The following is an 18,293-nucleotide window of genomic DNA, read 5'->3' as shown; positions in this document are numbered from 1 at the left end:
CCGGTGCCCGCTACTGCGGCGCCCCCCGCCACCCCGCCACCGGCAGGGCGAACTTGGCCACCAGCCGGTCGGTGAAGGAGGCGTGGTGCAGGCGGGCGAGCCGTACCGGGGTCGCGCCCCGGCGGACCTCCACCCGGGCGCCCGCGGGCAGTTCGACGCTGCGGCGGCCGTCGCACCACAGGACGCCGTGCGGCGTCTTGGGCTGCACCTCCACCGCCAGCACCGAGTCCGGCGAGGTGACCAGCGGCTTGGCGAACAGCGCGTGCGCGCTGATCGGCACCATCAGCAGGGCCTCGACCTCGGGCCAGACCACCGGGCCGCCCGCCGAGAAGGCGTACGCGGTCGAGCCGGTCGGCGTCGCGCACACGACGCCGTCGCCGCCGAAGCGCGAGACGGGCCGCCCGTCGACCTCCGTGACGACCTCCAGCATCCGTTCCCGCGCCGCCTTCTCCACCGATGCCTCGTTCAGGGCCCAGTCGGTGTGCGCGACGCTGCCGTTGTTGCGGACGAGGACGTCGATGGTCATCCGCTCCTCGACCTCGTAGGAGCGGGTCACGACCCGGTCGACGACCTTGTCCAGGTCGTCGCGCTCGGCCTCCGCCAGGAAGCCGACCCGGCCGAGGTTGACGCCGAGCATCGGCACCCCGGACGTGCGGGCGAAGTCCGCGCCGCGCAGCAGCGTCCCGTCCCCGCCGAGCACCACGAGCAGCTCGCAGCCCTCGGCCGCGCACTGCTCGGACTCGACGCGTTCCACGGACGCCGGCAGCGGCAGGTCCGCGGCCTCCTCGGCCAGCACCCGTACGCCGATGCCGCTGCGCAGCAGGCCCTGGACGACGAGTTCGGCGCTGCGGACGGCCGCGGGGCGGCCGGTGTGCGCGAGCAGGAAGACGGTGCGCTCCCCGTCCGCTGCGGCCGGCCCGGGACCGGCCGCAGGTGTGGTGCACTCCGTGGTCGAAGCGGCTGCTCCAGCCGGTGTGGATGTTTCAGAAGTGGTCAACGGGGCCCCTCCGCCACTGCTCGGTCGACATCTGCCGGGTCCAGCGCATCCGCCCCGGCACGCAGCCACAGAAAGTACTCGACATTGCCGGAGGGTCCCGGCAACGGGCTCGCGGTCACGCCCGCCACGCCCAGCCCCAGCCCGGCCGCCCGCCCGGCGACCCCGCGTACGGCCTCGGCCCGCAGTTCGGCGCTGCGCACCACCCCGCCGCTGCCGAGGCGCTCCTTGCCGACCTCGAACTGCGGCTTGACCATCAGCACCAGGTCCGCGTCGGGCGCCGCGCAGCGCACCAGGGCGGGCAGTACCAGGCCCAGCGGGATGAAGGACAGGTCGCCGACGACGAGGTCGACGGGGATGTCGTCGATCTGGTCCAGCGTCAGTTCGCGCACGTTCGTGCGGTCCTTCACGGTGACCCGGTCGTCGCTCTGCAGCGACCAGGCGAGCTGCCCGTAGCCGACGTCCACGGCGACGACGTGCCCGGCGCCGGCCCGCAGCAGGACGTCCGTGAAGCCGCCGGTGGACGCGCCCGCGTCCAGCGCGCGGCGGCCCGCCACCTCCAGGCCGCGGGGTACGAACGCGGCGAGGGCGCCGGCCAGCTTGTGGCCGCCGCGCGAGACGTAGTCGGGGTCGCCCTCGTCCTCGCGCACGACCAGGGCCGCGCTGGTCTCGACCTGGGTGGCGGACTTGGTCGCCGTCGTCCCGCCGACGGTCACCCGCCCCGCGGCGATCAGCTGGCTCGCGTGCTCGCGCGAGCGGGCCAGCTTGCGGCGCACCAGCTCCGCGTCGAGTCGGCGTCGTGCCACTCCTGCCACCTGTGGTTCAGCTCCTGTTGTCGTGCGTTGCGGGCGGGCCGGCGGGCCCGGGGTGCCGGTCGAGGGCGGCCAGCGCGTCGCGCAGCCCCCGGTGGACATCCTCGTACACCTGGAGATGCCCGCTCGCGGCGAGGTGGTCGGCGTCGGCCAGGCGCCGCAGCCCGTCGTCGACGGCGGCGTCCCCGGTGGGCGTGACCACGACACCGAGCGGCTGCGGCCCCGCGGGCGCGGGCGGCGGCGCGCCGTCCGGCGCCTGCCCGCTTTCCGCCCCGGCGGCCGCCGGCTCATTCGGCTCTTCCATGTCCTTGACGCTACCCCGAACCGCCTGCCGACCGGGTCACCGGCCGCCCGCCCCGTACGGGCGTATCGTCGATCTCGATGGCAACCCTCGAAGAGTGCCGCGCCGCCCTGGGCCGGCTCGCACAGAATCTCTCCGCCGCGAACGGCGACGTACGCAGCGCCGCCGCGCTCGACCGCTCGCTCAGCTGCCGGATCACCGACCTGGACGTCACTTTCCGCGGCCGGCTCGCCGACGGCACCCTCAAGGACGTCACGAGCGTCCAGGGGCCGCCGCCCGAGCGGGCCCAGATCCGTCTGGCCATGCGCGGCGACGACCTGGTGGCCCTGGTGGACGGCGAACTGCACTTCGCGAAGGCGTGGGGCAGCGGCCGGGTCAAGCTGGAGGCCGGCCTGCGCGACCTGCTGCGCCTGCGCGCGCTGCTGTAGCCGGGCGGCCGGGCCTCAGGACGCCGCGGTGGCCGCCGCGGTCGCCCGTGCCTTGCGCGCGGCCGGCACGACCAGCGGCGTGCCCGTCTCCGGGTCGTCGATGACCTGGCACTTCAACCCGAAGACCCGCTCGACCAGGCCGGCCGTGACCACCTGCTCCGGCGGGCCCTCGGCGACGATCTCGCCGCCGCGCATCGCTATCAGGTGCGTGGCGTAGCGCGCGGCGTGGTTGAGGTCGTGCAGGACGGCGACGAGCGTGCGGCCCTGTTCCTCGTGCAGTTCGGCGCACAGGTCCAGCACCTCGATCTGGTGCTGGATGTCCAGGTACGTGGTCGGCTCGTCCAGGAGCAGCAGCGGCGTCTGCTGGGCCAGCGCCATCGCGATCCACACGCGCTGCCGCTGGCCGCCGGAGAGTTCGTCGACGTAGCGCTCGGCCAGTTCGCCGACGCCGGTCGCGTCCATCGACTCCCGTACGATCCGCTCGTCCTCGCCCGACCACTGGCGCAGCAGGCCCTGGTGCGGGTAGCGGCCGCGGGCCACCAGGTCGGCGACGGTGATCCCGTCGGGGGCGATCGAGGACTGCGGGAGCAGCCCGAGCGTCCTGGCGACCTTCTTGGCGGGCAGCGAGGAGATCGCCGAGCCGTCCAGCAGCACCGATCCGGCGGACGGCTTGAGCATCCGGGACAGGGCGCGCAGCAGCGTGGACTTGCCGCAGGCGTTCGGTCCGACGATGACCGTGAAGGACCGGTCGGGGACGGCCACCGACAGGTTTTCGGCGATGACCCGCTGGTCGTAAGCGAGGGTCACGTTCTCGGCCGTGAGACGGCTCACTGCTGGCTCCTTGTGGCGGTCTGCGTCGTGGGGGTGGAGGAGGGTACGGGCCGTGGCCCGGCGGTCCGCGCGCTCATATCCGGCCCGCCTTGCGTTCGGAGGCCAGCAGCCACAGCAGGTAGCCGCCGCCGAGCACGCCGGTCAGCACGCCCACCGGCAGCTGGTCGGCGCCGAAGAGCTGCTGCGAGGCCCAGTCGGCGGTCACCAGGAGCGCGGCGCCCATGAGGGCGGCGGGCAGCAGGTTGGGGCCGGGAGAGCGGGTCAGCCGGCGGGCCAGCTGGGGCGCGGTGAGCGCGACGAAGGCGATCGGCCCGGCCGCCGCGGTGCCCGCCGCGACCAGCAGGACCGCCGCCGTCAGCAGGACGACGCGGACCCGCGTGCCCCGCACGCCCAGCGCGTACGCGGCGTCGTCGCCCATCTCCAGCATGCGCAGCGGCCGCCCGAACAGCAGGGCGAGCGGTACGAGGACGGCGCAGACCAGGGCCAGCGGCCAGACCTGGTCCCAGTCCCGGCCGGAGAGGGTGCCGGTCATCCAGTTCACGGCCTGGGACGCCTCGACGATGTTCGCCTTGGTCATCAGGTAGAGGACCATCGCGTACAGCATCGCGGAGGCGCCGATGCCGACGAGCACGAAGCGGTAGCCGTGGATGCCGCCCTTCCAGGCCAGCAGGAAGATCGCCAGTCCGGTGACGACGCCGCCGACGACCGCGCCGGCGGCGACCGCGAAGGTGCCGCCGTGGAAGAAGACGATGACGAGCAGGGAGCCGACCGTGGAGCCCTGGGAGAAGCCCAGGACGTCGGGGCTGCCGAGGGGGTTGCGGGAGACGGCCTGGAAGACGGCGCCGGCGATGCCGAAGGCGACGCCGACCAGCAGCGCCACCAGGACCCGCGGCAGCCGCAGGTCGTTGACGATGAACTCCTGGGCGGCGGTGCCGGACCCGGTGAGCGTGCGCAGGACGTCCGCCGGGCTCATCGGGAAGTCGCCGGTGCCGATCAGCAGGACGCTCGCGGCCAGCGCCAGGGCCGTCAGCAGCAGTCCGGTGACGAGGGCGCGTACGTCCAGGCGTACGGACAGCCCGCCCGCGGTGCGCACGGCCCGCACGGGTTTGGCGCTCCTCGACGGGGCGGGCCGGTCGGTCTTGACGGTGGAACTCACAGCTGGGCCATCCTCCGACGCCGTACGAGATAGATGAAGACCGGGCCGCCGACGAGCGCCGTGACGATGCCGACCTGGACCTCGCCGGGGCGCGCCACGACGCGCCCGAGGACGTCGGCGCCGAGCAGCAGGACCGGCGAGAGCACGGCCGAGTACGGCAGGATCCAGCGCATGTCGGGGCCGGTGACGGCCCGTACGACGTGCGGGACCATCAGGCCGACGTAGACGATCGGGCCGCAGGCCGCGGTGGCGGCGCCGCACAGTAGCGTCACGGCGAGCATCGCCAGTACCCGGGTGCGGGTCAGCCGGGCGCCCAGCGCCCGCGCCTGGTCGTCGCCGAGCGCGACGGCGTTCAGGGGGCGTCCGACGGCGAGCGCGAGCACCGCACCGACCGCGAGGAACGGCGCGACCTGCGTCACGGTGGTCGTGGTCGCGGAGGCCAGCGAACCGACCGTCCAGAAGCGCATCTTGTCCAGCGCCGCGGTGTCCATGAGGTTGACGGCGTTGATGTAGCCGGTCAGTACGGCGGTGAGGGCGGTTCCGGCGAGCGCGAGCCGTACGGGCGTGGCGCTGCGGGTGCCGCCGAGCACGTACACGGCGACCGAGACGGCCGCGGCGCCGAGGAAGGCGAACCAGACGTAGCCGGTCAGCGAGGTGATGCCGAGGAAGCTGATGGCGGAGACGACGGCCGCCGAGGCGCCCGCGTTGATGCCGAGGACGCCGGGGTCGGCGAGGGGGTTGCGGGTCAGCGCCTGCATCACCGTGCCGGCCAGGCCGAGTGCCGCGCCGACGAGCACGCCGAGGAGGGTGCGGGGCAGGCGTACGTCTCTGATGATGACGTCGGTGTCGTTGCCGGAGTAGTGGAAGAGGCCGTGCCATACCTGGTCGAGCGGGATCTGTTTGGATCCGACGGCGATGCCCAGGACGGTGACGACCACCAGCGCGCCGACGGCCGCGACGAGCCCCGCCGATCGAGTGATCTGCCGCCGTTGCGGCGCCACGGGGGCGTTTGCTGCTTCGGGGGGACTGTCAACCAACACGGGAGTTAGGTTAGCCTACCCTCACGATCAGACATCAAGTCGCTCCGCAGGGCCGTTCACCAGCCCTTTTGCAGTGCGGCGTGAAGGAAGAAGCACATCAGCCATGAGCACCCCCCGCAGCGTATCTCTCTCCCGTCGCGGTGTCCTCGCCGCCGGTGGCGCCCTCGGCGTCGGCGCCCTGCTGGCCGCCTGCGGCGGCGGCAAGGCGACGGGCGCGAAGGGGGAGGACGTCAAGGGCGGGCCCTGGTCCTTCACGGACGACCGCAAGGAGAAGGTCAGCCTCGACAGCGTGCCGCAGCGCATCGTCGCCTTCACCGGCACCGCGGCCGCGCTCTACGACTTCGGCATCGACAAGCAGGTCGTCGGCGTCTTCGGCCCCACCAAGCTCAAGGACGGCAAGGCCGACCCGCAGGCCGGCGACATCGACGTGGACCGGGTCACCATCATCGGCAACGCGTACAACCAGTTCGCGGTCGAGAAGTACGCGGCCCTCAACCCCGACCTGCTCATCACGAACATGTACGAGCCGGGCGCCCTGTGGTTCGTGCCGGAGGAGAGCAAGGACAAGATCACCAAGCTGGCCAAGAGCGTGGCGATCACCTCGGCACGGGTCCCGCTGGTGAAGATCATCGAGCGGTACGCGGAGCTGGCGCAGTCCCTCGGCGCCGACCTGAAGGCCAAGAAGGTCGTGGACGACAAGGCCCGCTTCGAGAAGGCCGCCGCCGAACTGCGCAAGGCCGCCAAGTCCAACCCGGTCAAGGTGCTCGCCTGCTCCGGCAGCGCCGACCTGTTCTACGCGTCCAACCCCGGCATCAACTCCGACATCATGTACTTCAAGTCCCTGGGCGTGGACATCATCGTGCCGGACAACCTCGACAAGGCCGGCTACTTCGAGCCCCTGAGCTGGGAGAACGCCGACAAGTACCCGGCCGACGTGCTCATGCTCGACAACCGCACCTCCGCCCTCCAGCCCAAGGACCTGGCCGCCAAGCCCGCCTGGGCCAAGCTGCCCGCCGTCAAGGCCGGGCAGGTCACGGGCTGGTCGAGCGAGCCGCGCTTCTCCTACGCGGGCGCGGCCCCGCTGATCGAAGAGCTCACCAAGGCCATCCAGAACGCCAAGAAGGTCAGCTGACGCACCCGGGGCCGGCCCCGTGCCGGCCCCGGCGTCCCGTCTTCCGCCCACGTCACCGAGTCACGGTTCCGGGAGGTTCCTCCGCATGACCACGACCGCCGCACCCGCCACCACCCCGTTCCGCTTCTTCGACGTGTACGTCGTCCGCACCCGGCGGCTCGGCCCCTCCATGGTCCGGATCACCTTCGGCGGCGAACGGCTCGGCGACCTGGCCTCCGGCGGCCGTGACCAGCGCTTCAAACTGTTCCTCCCGCAGGCACACCAGTCCGAGCCGGTCTTCGCCGACCAGGGCGAGAACTGGTACGCCGCCTGGCGCGTCCAGGACCCGGCCGAGCGGCCCCTGATGCGCTCGTACACGATCAGGGCGCAGCGCCACGACCCGGTCGAGGTCGACGTGGACTTCGCGCTGCACGGCGCCGACGCGCCGGGCGCCGCGCGGACGGGCGGTCCGGCCTCGCGCTGGGCCGCGTCCGCGGTGCCGGGGGACCGGGTCTCGATCCTCGGCCCGGCCGTCGAGGACAACGGCGGCGTCGACTTCCGCCCGCCGCCCGGCACCGACTGGATCCTGCTGACCGGCGACGAGACGGCGCTGCCCGCCGTGGCGGGCATCCTCGGCTGGCTCTCCCCCGGCACCCAGGCCAAGGTCTTCCTGGAGGTCGCGCACGCCGACGACCGCCAGGAGCTGCCCACCTTCGCCGACGCGGACATCACCTGGCTGGTGCGCGACGAGCAGCCGACGGACGGTTCCGGCACGCTGCTCGAAACGGTCCGCGCCGCCGGGCTGCCCGAGGGCACGCCGTACGCCTGGATCGCGGGCGAGGCGGGCTGCGTCAAGGCACTCCGCCGCCACCTGGTGCGGGAGCGCGCGTTCGACCGCCGCGCGGTGAAGTTCACCGGGTACTGGCGGCGCGGGGCGAGCGAGGAAGACCTGCTCGCGGAGTACGTGGCGGGCACGGCGGCCGCCACCGACGAGGACTGAACCGGTCCCTACAGGCCGTGCGCGTACGACGGTCCGTACGCGCACCAAAAGGGAGGGCCCGCTCGGCACCGAGCGGGCCCTCCCTTCATACGTGGCGGCGCGCTTCCTACAGGCCGAGCCGCGCCAGCGCCTTGCCGGCGTCCGCGCCGCACTCGCCGTCGCCCGCCGCCGTCCAGGCCGCGGCGCACAGCGCGCGCAGGCCGTCCAGCGGCGCGCCCTCGCCGTCCAGCACCAGCGCGTCGTCGCGTACGGACGCCGTCCAGCCGCCGCACCCGAAGCCGCCGCCCTCTTCCTCGGACACCTCGGGCTGCGGGCCGAGCACGCCGCGCAGGTCCGCGTCGACGTACGTGGGGCGGTGCTGCGGCGGGGCCGCCAGCAGCTCGGCGGCGGTCGTCACACCGGTCAGCACCAGCAGCGAGTCGACGCCGCCGTTGAAGGCGCCCTCGATGTCCGTGTCGAGCCGGTCACCGATCACCAGCGGCCGCCGCGCGCCCGTGCGCAGCACCGTCTCGCGGTGCATCGGCGTCTCCGGCTTGCCCGCCACCTGGGGCGTGCCGCCGGTGGCGGTCCGCACGACCTGCACCAGCGCGCCGTTGCCCGGCGCGATGCCGCGCTCCTTGGGGATGGTCAGGTCCGTGTTCGAGGCGAACCAGGGGACGCCGCGCTGCACCGCGTACGCGGCCTCCGCCAGCCGCTCCCAGTCCAGTTTCGGGTCGAATCCCTGCACCACGGCGGCCGGGTCGTCCTCCGCCGAGTCCACCGGGACCAGCCCGCGCTCGCGCAGCGCGACCCGGAGGCCCTCGCCGCCGACCGCCAGCACCCGCGCGCCCGCGGGCACCTGTCCGGCGATCAGCCGCGCCACCGCCTGTGCCGAGGTGATGACGTCCGAGGCGGCGGTCGGCAGGCCGAAGCCGGTCAGCTGGTCCGCCACCGCGTCCGGCGTCCGGGACGCGTTGTTGGTCACGTACGCCAGGTGCATGCCGCCGTCCCGGGCCGCGGTGAGCGACGCGACGGCGTGCTCGATCACCGAGCCGCCGGCGTACACGACACCGTCCAGATCCAGCAGTGCCGTGTCATACGCCTCGCCCAGTGTCCGCTCACACCGTCCGGGCCGCTTGCGAACCCGCTCGCTCATGCCGTTTCGCTCCTTATCCACTCAGGTATACAGGGGGTTTCAGCGGTACGTGAAAGGGAATTCCACACACCGGTTCATCCAGTGGGAAAACGGTTTCCCCCCGATCATCCCGCACTCCGCGAAGCGGCATAGCATTCCCCAATGACCAGCACCGACGGCCTTCGCCTCCACCCCTTCCGCGGGCTGCGCTACGCCCCGGACCGCGTCAGCAGCCTTACGGCCGTCACCTCGCCGCCGTACGACGTCGTCGTGCGGCCGGACGGTGTGCGCCACCTGGAGACCGCGGACCCGTACAACATCGTGCGGCTCATCCTCCCGCAGGCCCCGGACCCGGCGACCCGGCACCGCCAGGCCGCCGAGACGCTGCGCCGCTGGCGCGCGGAGGGCGTCCTGGCGCCGGACGACCGGCCCGCGCTCTACGTGTACGAGCAGAGCAAGGACGGGCTGCTGCAACGCGGCCTGATCGGCGCGCTCGAACTGGACGGCCCGGTACTGCCGCACGAGGACGTGATCCCCGAGGTCGTCGAGGACCGCGCGGCCCTGATGCGCGAGGCCGCCGCCAACTTCGAGCCGCTGCTGCTCTCCTACGTCGGGCAGGGCGACGGGGGTGGCGCCACCGGCGTCATCGAACGGGCCCTGCGGACCCCGCCGCTGCTCGCCACCACCACCGAGGACGGCTTCGCGCACCGGCTGTGGGCGGTCACCGACCCCGCCGAGCTGGCCGCCGTCGACGACGACCTCGCCATACGGCACGCCCTGATCGCCGACGGGCACCACCGCTGGGCCACCTACCAGCGGCTGCACGGCGAGCACCCCGGCGACGGTGCCGTCAACCCGTGGGCGACCGGGCTGGTCCTGCTCGTGGACTCCGCGCGCCACCCGCTCCAGGTGCGCGCCATCCACCGCGTACTGCCGCACCTCCCGCTCGACGCGGCGCTGGCCGGGGTGGGCGACGCCTTCCGCGTCCGCCCGGTGCAGGGGCCGCTCGACGCGGCGCTGGCCGCGCTGGACGAGGCGCCGGGCAACGCCTTCCTACTGTCCTCGGGCCCCGAGCGGTTCTGCCTGCTGGACCGGCCCGACGCGGCGCTGCTCGACCGTACGGTCCGCCGCGACCGCCCCGAGGCGTGGCGCGGGCTGGACGCCACCGTGCTGCACTCGGCGCTGCTGGACGAGGTCTGGCGGGTGCGCGACCACCCGTCGGAGATCAGCTACCTGCACAGCCCGGGGGACGCCGTCGAGCAGGCGGCGAAGCACGGCGGTACGGCGGTGCTGATGCGCCCGGTGCCGGAGCGGACGGTGCGCCAACTCGCGCTGGCCGGGGTGACCATGCCGCGCAAGTCGACGTCTTTCGGGCCCAAGCCGGCCACCGGGCTGGTACTGCGCGTTCTGGACGACTCCGCCTGATTCCGGCCGTACCGAATCCCTGAACTCCCGTGTGAGGCCCGGCATGCGCGTTCCGTGCCGGGGCCGCGGCACCCCTCACCCATCCGCCACACAGGTTAGGTTAGGCTTACCTCATCACGTAAGCGGATGGAGCTGTTCCCCCCTGCGCTACCGACTTCTGCCCCAGCGCGGGCGTTCCATGCGCATCCCCCCACGTGAGCAAGTCCGCATCAGGGAGGACACGTTCATGAGTCCCCTCGCGCACTCCGCCGAGGACCCGTCGCCCGCCGCGCACAGCGGGGCGCCGGACAGCCGTTCACAGCTCTTCAACAACAGCACCGCCCAGCACTACCGCCGCTCGGTCGCCGACGGCGTGGACCGCATAGCCGACAAAATATCCGGCACCGAACGCCCCTTCACCGGCGTCACGGTCGACGACCTCACCCCCACGGTGGCCGGCATCGACCTCGAACAGCCGCTGCACGACCCCGCCGCCGCCCTGGACGAACTCGAAGAGGTCTACCTCCGCGACGCCGTCTACTTCCACCACCCGCGCTACCTCGCGCACCTCAACTGCCCGGTGGTCATCCCCGCCCTGGTCGGCGAGGCCGTCCTCTCGGCGGTCAACTCGTCCCTGGACACCTGGGACCAGAGCGCCGGCGGCACCCTCATCGAGCGCCGCCTGATCGACTGGACCGCCCGGCGCATCGGCCTCGGCGAGCGCGCCGACGGCATCTTCACCAGCGGCGGCACCCAGTCCAACCTCCAGGCCATGCTGCTGGCCCGCGACGAGGCGTGCCGCAAGGCACTCGCCCGCGAGAACATCCCGGACGCGTCCGCCCCCGGCGCCACAACTCCGGTACGCCGCACCGACATCCTGCCCCGGCTGCGCATCCTCGCCTCCCAGGTCGGCCACTTCAGCATCGAGAAGGCCGCCACCCTGCTCGGCCTCGGCGCCGAAGCCGTGATCGCGGTGCCGTGCGGCCCGGACAAGCGCATGCGGGCCGACGCGCTCGCCGCCGAACTGGCGCGCTGCGAGGCCGAGGGCCTGATCCCGATGGCCGTCGTCGCCACCGCGGGCACCACCGACTTCGGCAGCATCGACCCGCTGCCGGAGATCGCCGACCTGTGCGCCCGCCACGACACCTGGATGCACGTGGACGCCGCGTACGGCTGCGGCCTGCTGGTCTCCCGCCGCCGCGCCCTCCTGGACGGCATCGAGCGCGCCGACTCGGTGACCGTGGACTACCACAAGTCCTTCTTCCAGCCGGTCAGCTCCAGCGCCGTCCTGGTACGCGACCACGCCACCCTGCGGCACGTCACGTACCACGCCGACTACCTCAACCCGGCGCGGATGGCCGAGCGGCGCATCCCCAACCAGGTCGACAAGTCGATCCAGACCACCCGCCGCTTCGACGCGCTCAAACTCTGGCTGACCCTGCGCACCATGGGCGCCGACGGCATCGGCGAACTCTTCGACGAGGTCGTCGACCGCGCCGCCGACGCCTGGAAGATCCTCAACGACGACCCCCGCTTCGAGGTCGTGGTCGAGCCCCAGCTGAGCACCCTGGTCTTCCGCTACCTGCCGCACACCGACGACCGGGACCCCGTCCTGAGCGACGAGGTCAACCTGCACGCCCGCGAAGCGCTGTTCGCCTCCGGCGACGCCATCGTCGCGGGCACCGTCGTCGACGGCCGCCACTACCTGAAGTTCACCCTGCTCAACCCCGAGACCACGCTGGCCGACATCGCCACGGTCCTCGACCTGATCGCCGAACACGCCGGCGCGTACCTCGCCGCACGCCCCGAACCGGCCCTCAGCGCCGCGAGCTGACCGTCCCCGCCGACCGGCCCCCACAGCCGACGGCCGACCGACATCCCGCAAACGGAGACCCCACGTGTCCGCCCCTCACGATTTCCTCGCCATCGGCCTCGGGCCCTTCAACCTCGGCCTCGCCTGCCTGACCGACCCCATCGCCGAACTCGACGGCCTGTTCCTGGACAACAAGCCGTCCTTCGACTGGCACCCCGGCATGATGCTGGAGACCAGCACCCTCCAGGTGCCCTTCATGGCCGACCTGGTCACCCTCGCCGACCCCACCTCGCCGTTCTCCTTCCTGAACTACCTGAAGGAATCGGGCCGGATGTACTCCTTCTACATCCGCGAGAGCTTCTACCCGCTGCGCGCCGAGTACAACGACTACTGCCGCTGGGCCGCCGCCAAACTGGACACCGTCCGCTTCGGCCACCAGGTCACCACCGTCGAGTACGACGAGAACGAGCAGGTCTACGTCGTCCACGCCGACCACCTGCCCACCGGCGAGAAGAAGACCTACCGCGCCCGCAAGCTCGTCCTCGGCACCGGCACCCCGCCGCACATCCCCGAAGCCTGCCAGGGCCTCGGCGGCGACTTCCTGCACAACGCCGACTACCTGGAGAACAAGGCCGCCCTCCAGGCCAAGGACTCCATCACCATCGTCGGCAGCGGCCAGAGCGCGGCGGAGATCTACCTCGACCTCCTCCAGGACATCGACAGCCACGGCTACCACCTGACCTGGGCCACCCGTTCCCCGCGGTTCTTCCCCCTCGAATACACCAAGCTCACGCTGGAGATGACCTCGCCGGAGTACGTGGACTACTTCCACGCCCTGCCCCCGGCCACCCGCGACCGGCTCAACGCCTCGCACAAGAACCTCTACAAGGGCATCGACTCGGAGCTGATCAACGAGATCTTCGACCTGCTCTACCAGAAGAACCTGCACGGCCCCTGCCCCACCCGGCTGCTGACCAACACCGCGCTCAACGAAGCCACGTACGACGCGGCCTCCGGCACGTACACCCTCGGGCTGCGCCAGGAGGAGCAGGGCCAGGACTTCACCCTCGCCACCCAGGGCCTGGTCCTCGCCACCGGATACCGGTACGAGACACCGAAGTTCCTCGCCCCCGTCACCGACCGCATCGCCTGGGACGACGCCGGACGCTACGCGGTGAACCGCAACTACAGCATCGACACCGCGGGCCGGGACATCTACGTGCAGAACGCCGAACTGCACACCCACGGCTTCGTCACCCCCGACCTGGGCATGGCCGCGTACCGCAACTCCTGCATCATCCGCGAGCTGCTCGGCCGCGAGTACTACCCGGTCGAGAAGTCCATCGCCTTCCAGGAGTTCGCCGCCCCGGCAGGACCGCACCACCCCGTGGAGGTCTCCCCCGTATGACCGCGCCCGTCTTCACCCGCACCCACGCCTCGCTCGGCGAGTTCGCGCTGCGCCCGGTCGACCCGGCCGGCGACGCCGAGCTGCTGCACGGCTGGGTCACCCACCCCAAAGCCGTCTACTGGATGATGCAGGACGCCGACCTCGCGGCGGTGGAGCAGGAGTTCGCTCGCATCGACGCCGACCCGTACCACGACGCCTTCCTCGGCCTGCACAACGGCGTCCCCGCCTTCCTGATGGAGCGCTACGACCCGGCGCACCGCGAGGTCACCGAGGTCCACGAGGCCGCGCCCGGCGACGTCGGCATGCACTTCCTGACCGCGCCCACCGACACCCCGGTGCACGGCTTCACCCTCGCCGTGATCACCACCGTCATGGACATGCTGTTCGCCGAGCCCGGCAACCAGCGCGTCGTCGTCGAACCGGCCACCGGCAACACCGCCGTGCACGCCCTGAACAAGGCCGTCGGCTTCGAGATCCTCCGCACCGTCACGCTGCCCAAGGGCGAGGCGTACCTGAGCACCTGCACCCGCGACCAGTTCCTGGCCGCCCGAGGAGAAAACCCATGCTGAACCCCACCGCCGACGCCCAGGCCCCGGCACGCGACGCCGTCCGCCACCTCACCCCCGAGCTGTGGGCCCGCGCCAACCGCCTCCTCGTACGCAAGGCACTGGCCGAGTTCTCGCACGAGCGCCTCCTCACGCCGCAGCGGCTCCCGCAGGACGGCCACTACGTCGTCCGCAGCGACGACGACCGCGTCGAGTACCGCTTCACCGCCCGCCGGCTGAGCCTGGACCACTGGCACATCGACGCCTACGCCATCACCCGCCACCGCGACGGCGCCGAGGTCCCCCTCGACGCGCTCGACTTCTTCATCGAACTGCGCCGCACCCTCGCCCTCGGCGACGACATCCTCCCGGTGTACCTGGAGGAGATCAGCTCCACCCTGTCCGGCACCGCCTACAAACTGGCCGCTGGCCCCATGGCCGCGGCCGAACTGGCCAAAGCGGACTTCCAGACCATCGAGACGGGCATGTCCGAGGGCCACCCCGGCTTCGTCGCCAACAACGGCCGCCTCGGCTTCGGCGTACACGAATACCACGCGTACGCCCCCGAGGCCGCGAGCCCCGTCCACCTGATCTGGCTCGCCGCGCGCCGCGACCGCTCCACCTTCACCGCGGGCGAGGGCCTCGACTACGACCGGCTGGTCCGGGACGAGCTGGGCGGCCCCACCCTGGACCGGTTCGCCGCCACCCTCGGCGACCTCGGCCTGGACCTGGCCGACTACCACCTCATCCCCGTCCACCCGTGGCAGTGGTGGAACAAGCTCTCCGTCACCTTCGCCGCCGAGGTCGCCCAACAGCACCTGGTCTGCCTCGGCCCCGGCGACGACGCGTACCTGGCACAGCAGTCCATCCGGACGTTCTTCAACACCAGCGACCCGTCCAAGCACTACGTCAAGACGGCGCTGTCGGTCCTCAACATGGGCTTCATGCGCGGCCTGTCCGCCGCCTACATGGAGGCCACCCCGGCCATCAACGACTGGCTCGCCGGCCTGATCGCGAGCGACGAGACCTTCCAGGCCGCCCGCTTCTCGATCATCCGCGAGCGCGCCGCCGTCGGCTACCACCACCGCCAGTACGAGGCCGCCACCGCCAAGGGCTCCCCGTACCTGAAGATGCTCGCCGCCCTGTGGCGCGAGAGCCCGGTGCCCACCCTCCAACCCGGCCAGCGGGTCGCCACCATGGCCTCCCTGCTGCACACCGACCCCGAGGGCGGCTCGCTGGCCGCCGCCCTGATCGAGGAATCCGGCCTGGAGCCCGCGGACTGGCTGCGCCGCTACGCGGACGCCTACCTGGTCCCGGTCCTGCACGCCTTCTACGCCTACGACCTGGTGTTCATGCCGCACGGCGAGAACGTCATCCTCGTCATCGAGGACGGCACCGTACAGCGCGCGATCTTCAAGGACATCGCCGAGGAGATCGCGGTGATGGACCCGGACGCGGTACTGCCGCCGGCCGTCGAGCGCATCCGCGCCGACGTCCCCGAGGACAAGAAGCTCCTGTCCCTCTTCACGGACGTCTTCGACTGCTTCTTCCGCTACCTGAACGGCATCCTGGTCACGAACGGGGTACTGGACGAGGAGACCTTCTGGCGTACGGTCGCCGACTGCGTGCACGCGTACCAGGAGGCCAACCCGCAGCTCGCCGACAAGTTCCGGCAGTACGACATGTTCGCCGACGAGTTCGCGCTCTCCTGCCTCAACCGCCTCCAGCTGCGCAACAACGAGCAGATGGTGGACCTCCAGGACCCGGCGGGCGCGCTCCAGCTCATCGGCACCCTGGAGAACCCGATCGCCCGCTACGCCCCGGCCAAGCGGGACTGACACTCCCGCGTACGAGCAACTCCCGCACATGAGTAAGGGCGGGGCCCCGGTGGGGTCCCGCCCTTACTCATGTCCCGCCGCCCGGCCGTGCCGGCGGCGGATCAGCCCTGCTCGGGGCGCCCCTCACGAGGAGCGTCCGCGCCCTTGGCCGCGTCGTCGCCGTCAACCGGCTCGTCGTCCTCGTCGTCCGCGCCTTCCAGCACGTCCGTGAACTCGACGCCGTCCAGCTCGGCCAGCCGGTCCGAGGCGTCCGTCGTGCCGCCCTGGTCGGCCTCCAGCGCCTTGGCGAACCACTCGCGCGCCTCGTCCTCGCGGCCGACCTCCAGGAGCGCGTCGGCGTACGCGTAGCGCAGCCGCGCGGTCCACGGCTGGACGGAGTTCGACGCCAGCTCGGGGCTCTGCAGCGTCACGACCGCCGCGTCCGCCTGGCCCATGTCACGCCGGGCACCGGCCGCGACCAGCCGCATCTCGACCTGGCCCGCCCGGTCCAGCTTCTGCACCTCGGGCTCGCCGGCCATCGCCAGGGCCTTCTCCGGCCGGCCGAGGCCGCGCTCGCAGTCGGCCATCACGGGCCACAGCTCCACACTGCCGGTCATCCGCCGCGCCGCGCGGAACTCCGCCAGCGCCTCGCCGTACTTGCCGACGGCGTACGCGGCGAAGCCGGCCGCCTCGCGCACACCGGGAACGCGCGACGCCAGCCGCAGCGCCACCCGCGAGTACCCGTACGCCTGCTCGGGGTCCTCGTCGAGCATCTTGGCCACCATGACCAGGTTCTTCGCGACGTCCTCGGCGAGCGTCTTCGGCAGGCTCAGCAGCTCCTGCCGCACATCCTTGTCGATCTCCTCGCCCGTGACGTCCTCCGGGATCGGCAGCCGCTTGATCGGCTCCCGGTCCCGCCGGTCGTCCCGACGGTCGTCCTGCCGGTAACCGCCGCGGTCGTCACGGCCCCGCCCGGCACCGTACGGACGCCGCCCGCCGCGGTCGTCATCGCGGCGCGGGCCTCGGTCACGGTCGCGGTCGCGGTCGTCGCGGCGGAAGCCGCCACGGTCGTTGTCACGGCGGTCGTCGCGGCGGAAACCACCGCGATCGTCGTCGCGGCGGGGGCCGCGGTCACGGTCGCGGTCGTCGCGACGGAAGCTGCCACGGTCGTCGTCACGACGCGGGCCACGCGGCGCACGGTCGTCACGACGGTCGTCACGGCGGAAACCACCGCGGTCGTCATCGCGGCGGGGGCCGCGGTCACGGTCGCGGTCGTCACGGCGGAAGCTGCCACGGTCGTCGTCACGGCGCGGGCCACGCGGCGCACGGTCGTCACGCGAGAAACGAGGACGGTCATCACGGCGGTCGTCACGGCGGTCATCGCGACGGAAGCCGCCACGGTCGCCGCCGCGGTCGTCGCGACGGAAACCACCACGGTCGTCGTCGCGACGGAAGCTGCCGCGGTCGTCGTCACGACGCGGGCCGCGCGGCGCACGGTCGTCGCGACGGTCGTCACGGCGGAAACCACCGCGGTCGTCATCGCGGCGGGGGCCGCGGTCACGGTCGCGGTCGTCACGGCGGAAGCTGCCACGGTCGTCGTCACGGCGCGGGCCACGCGGCGCGCGGTCGTCACGCGAGAAACGAGGACGGTCGTCACGGCGGTCATCGCGTCGGTCGTCACGCCGGTCGTCGCGGCGGAAGCCGCCACGGTCGCCGCCGCGGTCACCTTCGCGGCGCGGGGCGCGGTCGTCACGCGGGAAACCGCCACGGTCGCCACCCCGGCGCTCGTCACGACGGTCATCGCGACGGAAACTGCCGCGGTCGTCATCGCGGCGGGGGCCGCGGTCACGGTCGCGGTCGTCACGGCGGAAACCGCCGCGGTCGTCGTCACGCCGGAAGCCACCACGCTCGTCGCGGCGTCCACCACCGAAACCGCCACCGGAGGGCCGGCCACCGCGGTCGTTGTCACGGCGCGGAGCACGGTCGTCACGCCGGTCGTCGCGGCGGAAGCCCCCACGGTCGCCCCCGTCGCGCCGCTGCGGCCGGCGCTCCGGGCGATCGTCGGAAGAGTTGGTGGACATCGACGTGCTCCTGTCTTCGGTACTGCCAACATTCTCGCGCACCGATCACTTCGGCGCGCTTCGGCCAAACAAAAAAGGACCCTCAGCCCCAGCGTGAACGCTGGGACCAAGGGTCCTTCAAAGATTGTTCGGCGGCGTCCTACTCTCCCACAGGGTCCCCCCTGCAGTACCATCGGCGCGGAAAGGCTTAGCTTCCGGGTTCGGAATGTAACCGGGCGTTTCCCTAACGCTATGACCACCGAAACCCTATCGGGTTCTAGCGAACAAGCACACTCTTCAATTAAAGAATGAAACAGTGGAACTTGGTTCAACCGACGCTGCGACTGTTCGCAACCCGGGAACCACACAGTGGACGCGAGCAACTGAGGACAAGCCCTCGGCCTATTAGTACCAGTCAACTCCACCCGTTACCGGGCTTCCATATCTGGCCTATCAACC

17 protein-coding genes and 2 rRNA genes are annotated in these 18,293 nt (G+C 72.1%); 8 read left to right on the top strand and 11 right to left on the bottom strand.

Annotated elements, in window-relative coordinates; genetic code table 11:
* Window positions 1-10: 10 nt before the first annotated feature.
* From ACH4OW_RS35460 to ACH4OW_RS35450, 3 genes are read right to left on the bottom strand one after another with little or no spacing between them, the layout of a single operon-like run.
* Complete coding sequence (locus tag ACH4OW_RS35460; RefSeq protein ID WP_360136605.1) at window positions 11-997, bottom strand: NAD kinase; 987 nt, start codon at window positions 995-997, stop codon at window positions 11-13.
* The gene (locus ACH4OW_RS35455) at window positions 994-1,809 is read right to left on the bottom strand and encodes a TlyA family RNA methyltransferase (protein ID WP_360136604.1); all 816 of its coding nucleotides are present in this window, start codon (window positions 1,807-1,809) and stop codon (window positions 994-996) included. Before ACH4OW_RS35455 ends, ACH4OW_RS35460 begins: the two co-directional genes overlap by 4 nt.
* Before the next feature lie 7 nt (window positions 1,810-1,816).
* Window positions 1,817-2,110 carry a hypothetical protein gene (locus tag ACH4OW_RS35450; protein WP_360136603.1) on the bottom strand — a complete coding sequence of 98 codons (294 nt, stop codon included), beginning with the start codon at window positions 2,108-2,110 and terminating at the stop codon, window positions 1,817-1,819.
* Between the two features lie 77 nt (window positions 2,111-2,187).
* On the opposite strand from ACH4OW_RS35450, the gene ACH4OW_RS35445 reads away from it, so the two are divergent.
* Window positions 2,188-2,535 (top strand): sterol-binding protein, encoded by a 348-nt coding sequence (locus ACH4OW_RS35445; protein WP_360136602.1) that lies wholly within the window; start codon window positions 2,188-2,190, stop codon window positions 2,533-2,535.
* A gap of 15 nt (window positions 2,536-2,550) precedes the next feature.
* On the opposite strand, the gene ACH4OW_RS35440 is transcribed toward ACH4OW_RS35445, so the two are convergent.
* The 3 genes from ACH4OW_RS35440 to ACH4OW_RS35430 all read right to left on the bottom strand — a co-directional run bounded on the left by ACH4OW_RS35440 (window position 2,551) and on the right by ACH4OW_RS35430 (window position 5,523).
* Complete coding sequence (locus ACH4OW_RS35440; protein ID WP_398032369.1) at window positions 2,551-3,366, bottom strand: ABC transporter ATP-binding protein; 816 nt, start codon at window positions 3,364-3,366, stop codon at window positions 2,551-2,553.
* A 73-nt stretch (window positions 3,367-3,439) separates the two neighbouring features.
* Window positions 3,440-4,522, bottom strand: a complete 1,083-nt coding sequence (locus ACH4OW_RS35435) for an iron chelate uptake ABC transporter family permease subunit (protein WP_360136600.1) — start codon at window positions 4,520-4,522, stop codon at window positions 3,440-3,442.
* On the bottom strand, window positions 4,519-5,523 hold the full coding sequence (locus tag ACH4OW_RS35430) for a FecCD family ABC transporter permease (protein ID WP_398032366.1): 1,005 nt from the start codon (window positions 5,521-5,523) through the stop codon (window positions 4,519-4,521). The genes ACH4OW_RS35435 and ACH4OW_RS35430 overlap by 4 nt, the downstream gene beginning before the upstream one ends.
* A gap of 142 nt (window positions 5,524-5,665) precedes the next feature.
* Between ACH4OW_RS35430 and ACH4OW_RS35425 the strand changes: the two genes are divergently transcribed.
* Window positions 5,666-6,694 carry an ABC transporter substrate-binding protein gene (locus ACH4OW_RS35425; protein WP_360136598.1) on the top strand — a complete coding sequence of 343 codons (1,029 nt, stop codon included), beginning with the start codon at window positions 5,666-5,668 and terminating at the stop codon, window positions 6,692-6,694.
* Between the two features lie 85 nt (window positions 6,695-6,779).
* On the top strand, window positions 6,780-7,673 hold the full coding sequence (locus ACH4OW_RS35420; protein ID WP_398032363.1) for a siderophore-interacting protein: 894 nt from the start codon (window positions 6,780-6,782) through the stop codon (window positions 7,671-7,673).
* A gap of 106 nt (window positions 7,674-7,779) precedes the next feature.
* Here the strand turns inward: ACH4OW_RS35420 and ACH4OW_RS35415 are convergent, their stop codons facing one another.
* Entirely contained in the window at window positions 7,780-8,808 is a 1,029-nt protein-coding gene (locus ACH4OW_RS35415) for an HAD-IIA family hydrolase (RefSeq protein WP_360136596.1), read from the bottom strand.
* Window positions 8,809-8,949: 141 nt separating this feature from the next.
* Between ACH4OW_RS35415 and ACH4OW_RS35410 the strand changes: the two genes are divergently transcribed.
* The 5 genes from ACH4OW_RS35410 to ACH4OW_RS35390 all read left to right on the top strand — a co-directional run bounded on the left by ACH4OW_RS35410 (window position 8,950) and on the right by ACH4OW_RS35390 (window position 15,795).
* Complete coding sequence (locus tag ACH4OW_RS35410) at window positions 8,950-10,212, top strand: DUF1015 family protein (protein ID WP_398032360.1); 1,263 nt, start codon at window positions 8,950-8,952, stop codon at window positions 10,210-10,212.
* 226 nt (window positions 10,213-10,438) lie between these two features.
* Window positions 10,439-12,025: a pyridoxal phosphate-dependent decarboxylase family protein gene (locus ACH4OW_RS35405; protein WP_398032358.1), complete on the top strand. Its 1,587-nt coding sequence runs from the start codon at window positions 10,439-10,441 to the stop codon at window positions 12,023-12,025.
* Window positions 12,026-12,089: 64 nt separating this feature from the next.
* A complete protein-coding gene (locus ACH4OW_RS35400; protein ID WP_398032355.1) occupies window positions 12,090-13,412 on the top strand; it encodes a lysine N(6)-hydroxylase/L-ornithine N(5)-oxygenase family protein in 1,323 nt (440 codons plus the stop codon).
* A complete protein-coding gene (locus ACH4OW_RS35395; protein ID WP_360136592.1) occupies window positions 13,409-13,981 on the top strand; it encodes a GNAT family N-acetyltransferase in 573 nt (190 codons plus the stop codon). Before ACH4OW_RS35400 ends, ACH4OW_RS35395 begins: the two co-directional genes overlap by 4 nt.
* On the top strand, window positions 13,975-15,795 hold the full coding sequence (locus tag ACH4OW_RS35390; RefSeq protein ID WP_398032352.1) for an IucA/IucC family protein: 1,821 nt from the start codon (window positions 13,975-13,977) through the stop codon (window positions 15,793-15,795). Before ACH4OW_RS35395 ends, ACH4OW_RS35390 begins: the two co-directional genes overlap by 7 nt.
* 101 nt (window positions 15,796-15,896) lie before the next feature.
* Here the strand turns inward: ACH4OW_RS35390 and ACH4OW_RS35385 are convergent, their stop codons facing one another.
* From ACH4OW_RS35385 to ACH4OW_RS35370, 4 genes are all read right to left on the bottom strand, one after another.
* Window positions 15,897-16,622, bottom strand: coding sequence for a hypothetical protein (locus ACH4OW_RS35385; protein WP_398032351.1), 726 nt, complete (start codon window positions 16,620-16,622; stop codon window positions 15,897-15,899).
* Entirely contained in the window at window positions 16,604-17,791 is a 1,188-nt protein-coding gene (locus ACH4OW_RS35380) for a hypothetical protein (protein ID WP_398032349.1), read from the bottom strand. The genes ACH4OW_RS35385 and ACH4OW_RS35380 overlap by 19 nt, the downstream gene beginning before the upstream one ends.
* Window positions 17,792-17,981: 190 nt before the next feature.
* Window positions 17,982-18,098: ribosomal RNA gene (rrf, locus tag ACH4OW_RS35375) — 5S ribosomal RNA — on the bottom strand.
* 121 nt (window positions 18,099-18,219) lie between these two features.
* Window positions 18,220-18,293, bottom strand: a 23S ribosomal RNA gene (locus ACH4OW_RS35370); the annotation flags it as partial.

The organism is Streptomyces sp. NPDC017056 (assembly GCF_044332485.1).
Taxonomy (GTDB): domain Bacteria; phylum Actinomycetota; class Actinomycetes; order Streptomycetales; family Streptomycetaceae; genus Streptomyces.
The sequence above is the reverse complement of the archived record's forward strand: the minus strand, read 5'-3'. Positions and strand labels throughout refer to the sequence as shown.

Bases quoted from the DNA above. Each gene is read 5' to 3' on its own strand.
- ACH4OW_RS35410 (WP_398032360.1), top strand. From the start codon at position 8,950: ATGACCAGCACCGACGGCCTTCGCCTCCACCCCTTCCGCGGGCTGCGC.
- ACH4OW_RS35405 (WP_398032358.1), top strand. From the start codon at position 10,439: ATGAGTCCCCTCGCGCACTCCGCCGAGGACCCGTCGCCCGCCGCGCAC.
- ACH4OW_RS35445 (WP_360136602.1), top strand. From the start codon at position 2,188: ATGGCAACCCTCGAAGAGTGCCGCGCCGCCCTGGGCCGGCTCGCACAG.
- ACH4OW_RS35395 (WP_360136592.1), top strand. From the start codon at position 13,409: ATGACCGCGCCCGTCTTCACCCGCACCCACGCCTCGCTCGGCGAGTTC.
- ACH4OW_RS35420 (WP_398032363.1), top strand. From the start codon at position 6,780: ATGACCACGACCGCCGCACCCGCCACCACCCCGTTCCGCTTCTTCGAC.
- ACH4OW_RS35450 (WP_360136603.1), bottom strand. From the start codon at position 2,110: ATGGAAGAGCCGAATGAGCCGGCGGCCGCCGGGGCGGAAAGCGGGCAG.
- ACH4OW_RS35425 (WP_360136598.1), top strand. From the start codon at position 5,666: ATGAGCACCCCCCGCAGCGTATCTCTCTCCCGTCGCGGTGTCCTCGCC.
- ACH4OW_RS35390 (WP_398032352.1), top strand. From the start codon at position 13,975: ATGCTGAACCCCACCGCCGACGCCCAGGCCCCGGCACGCGACGCCGTC.
- ACH4OW_RS35415 (WP_360136596.1), bottom strand. From the start codon at position 8,808: ATGAGCGAGCGGGTTCGCAAGCGGCCCGGACGGTGTGAGCGGACACTG.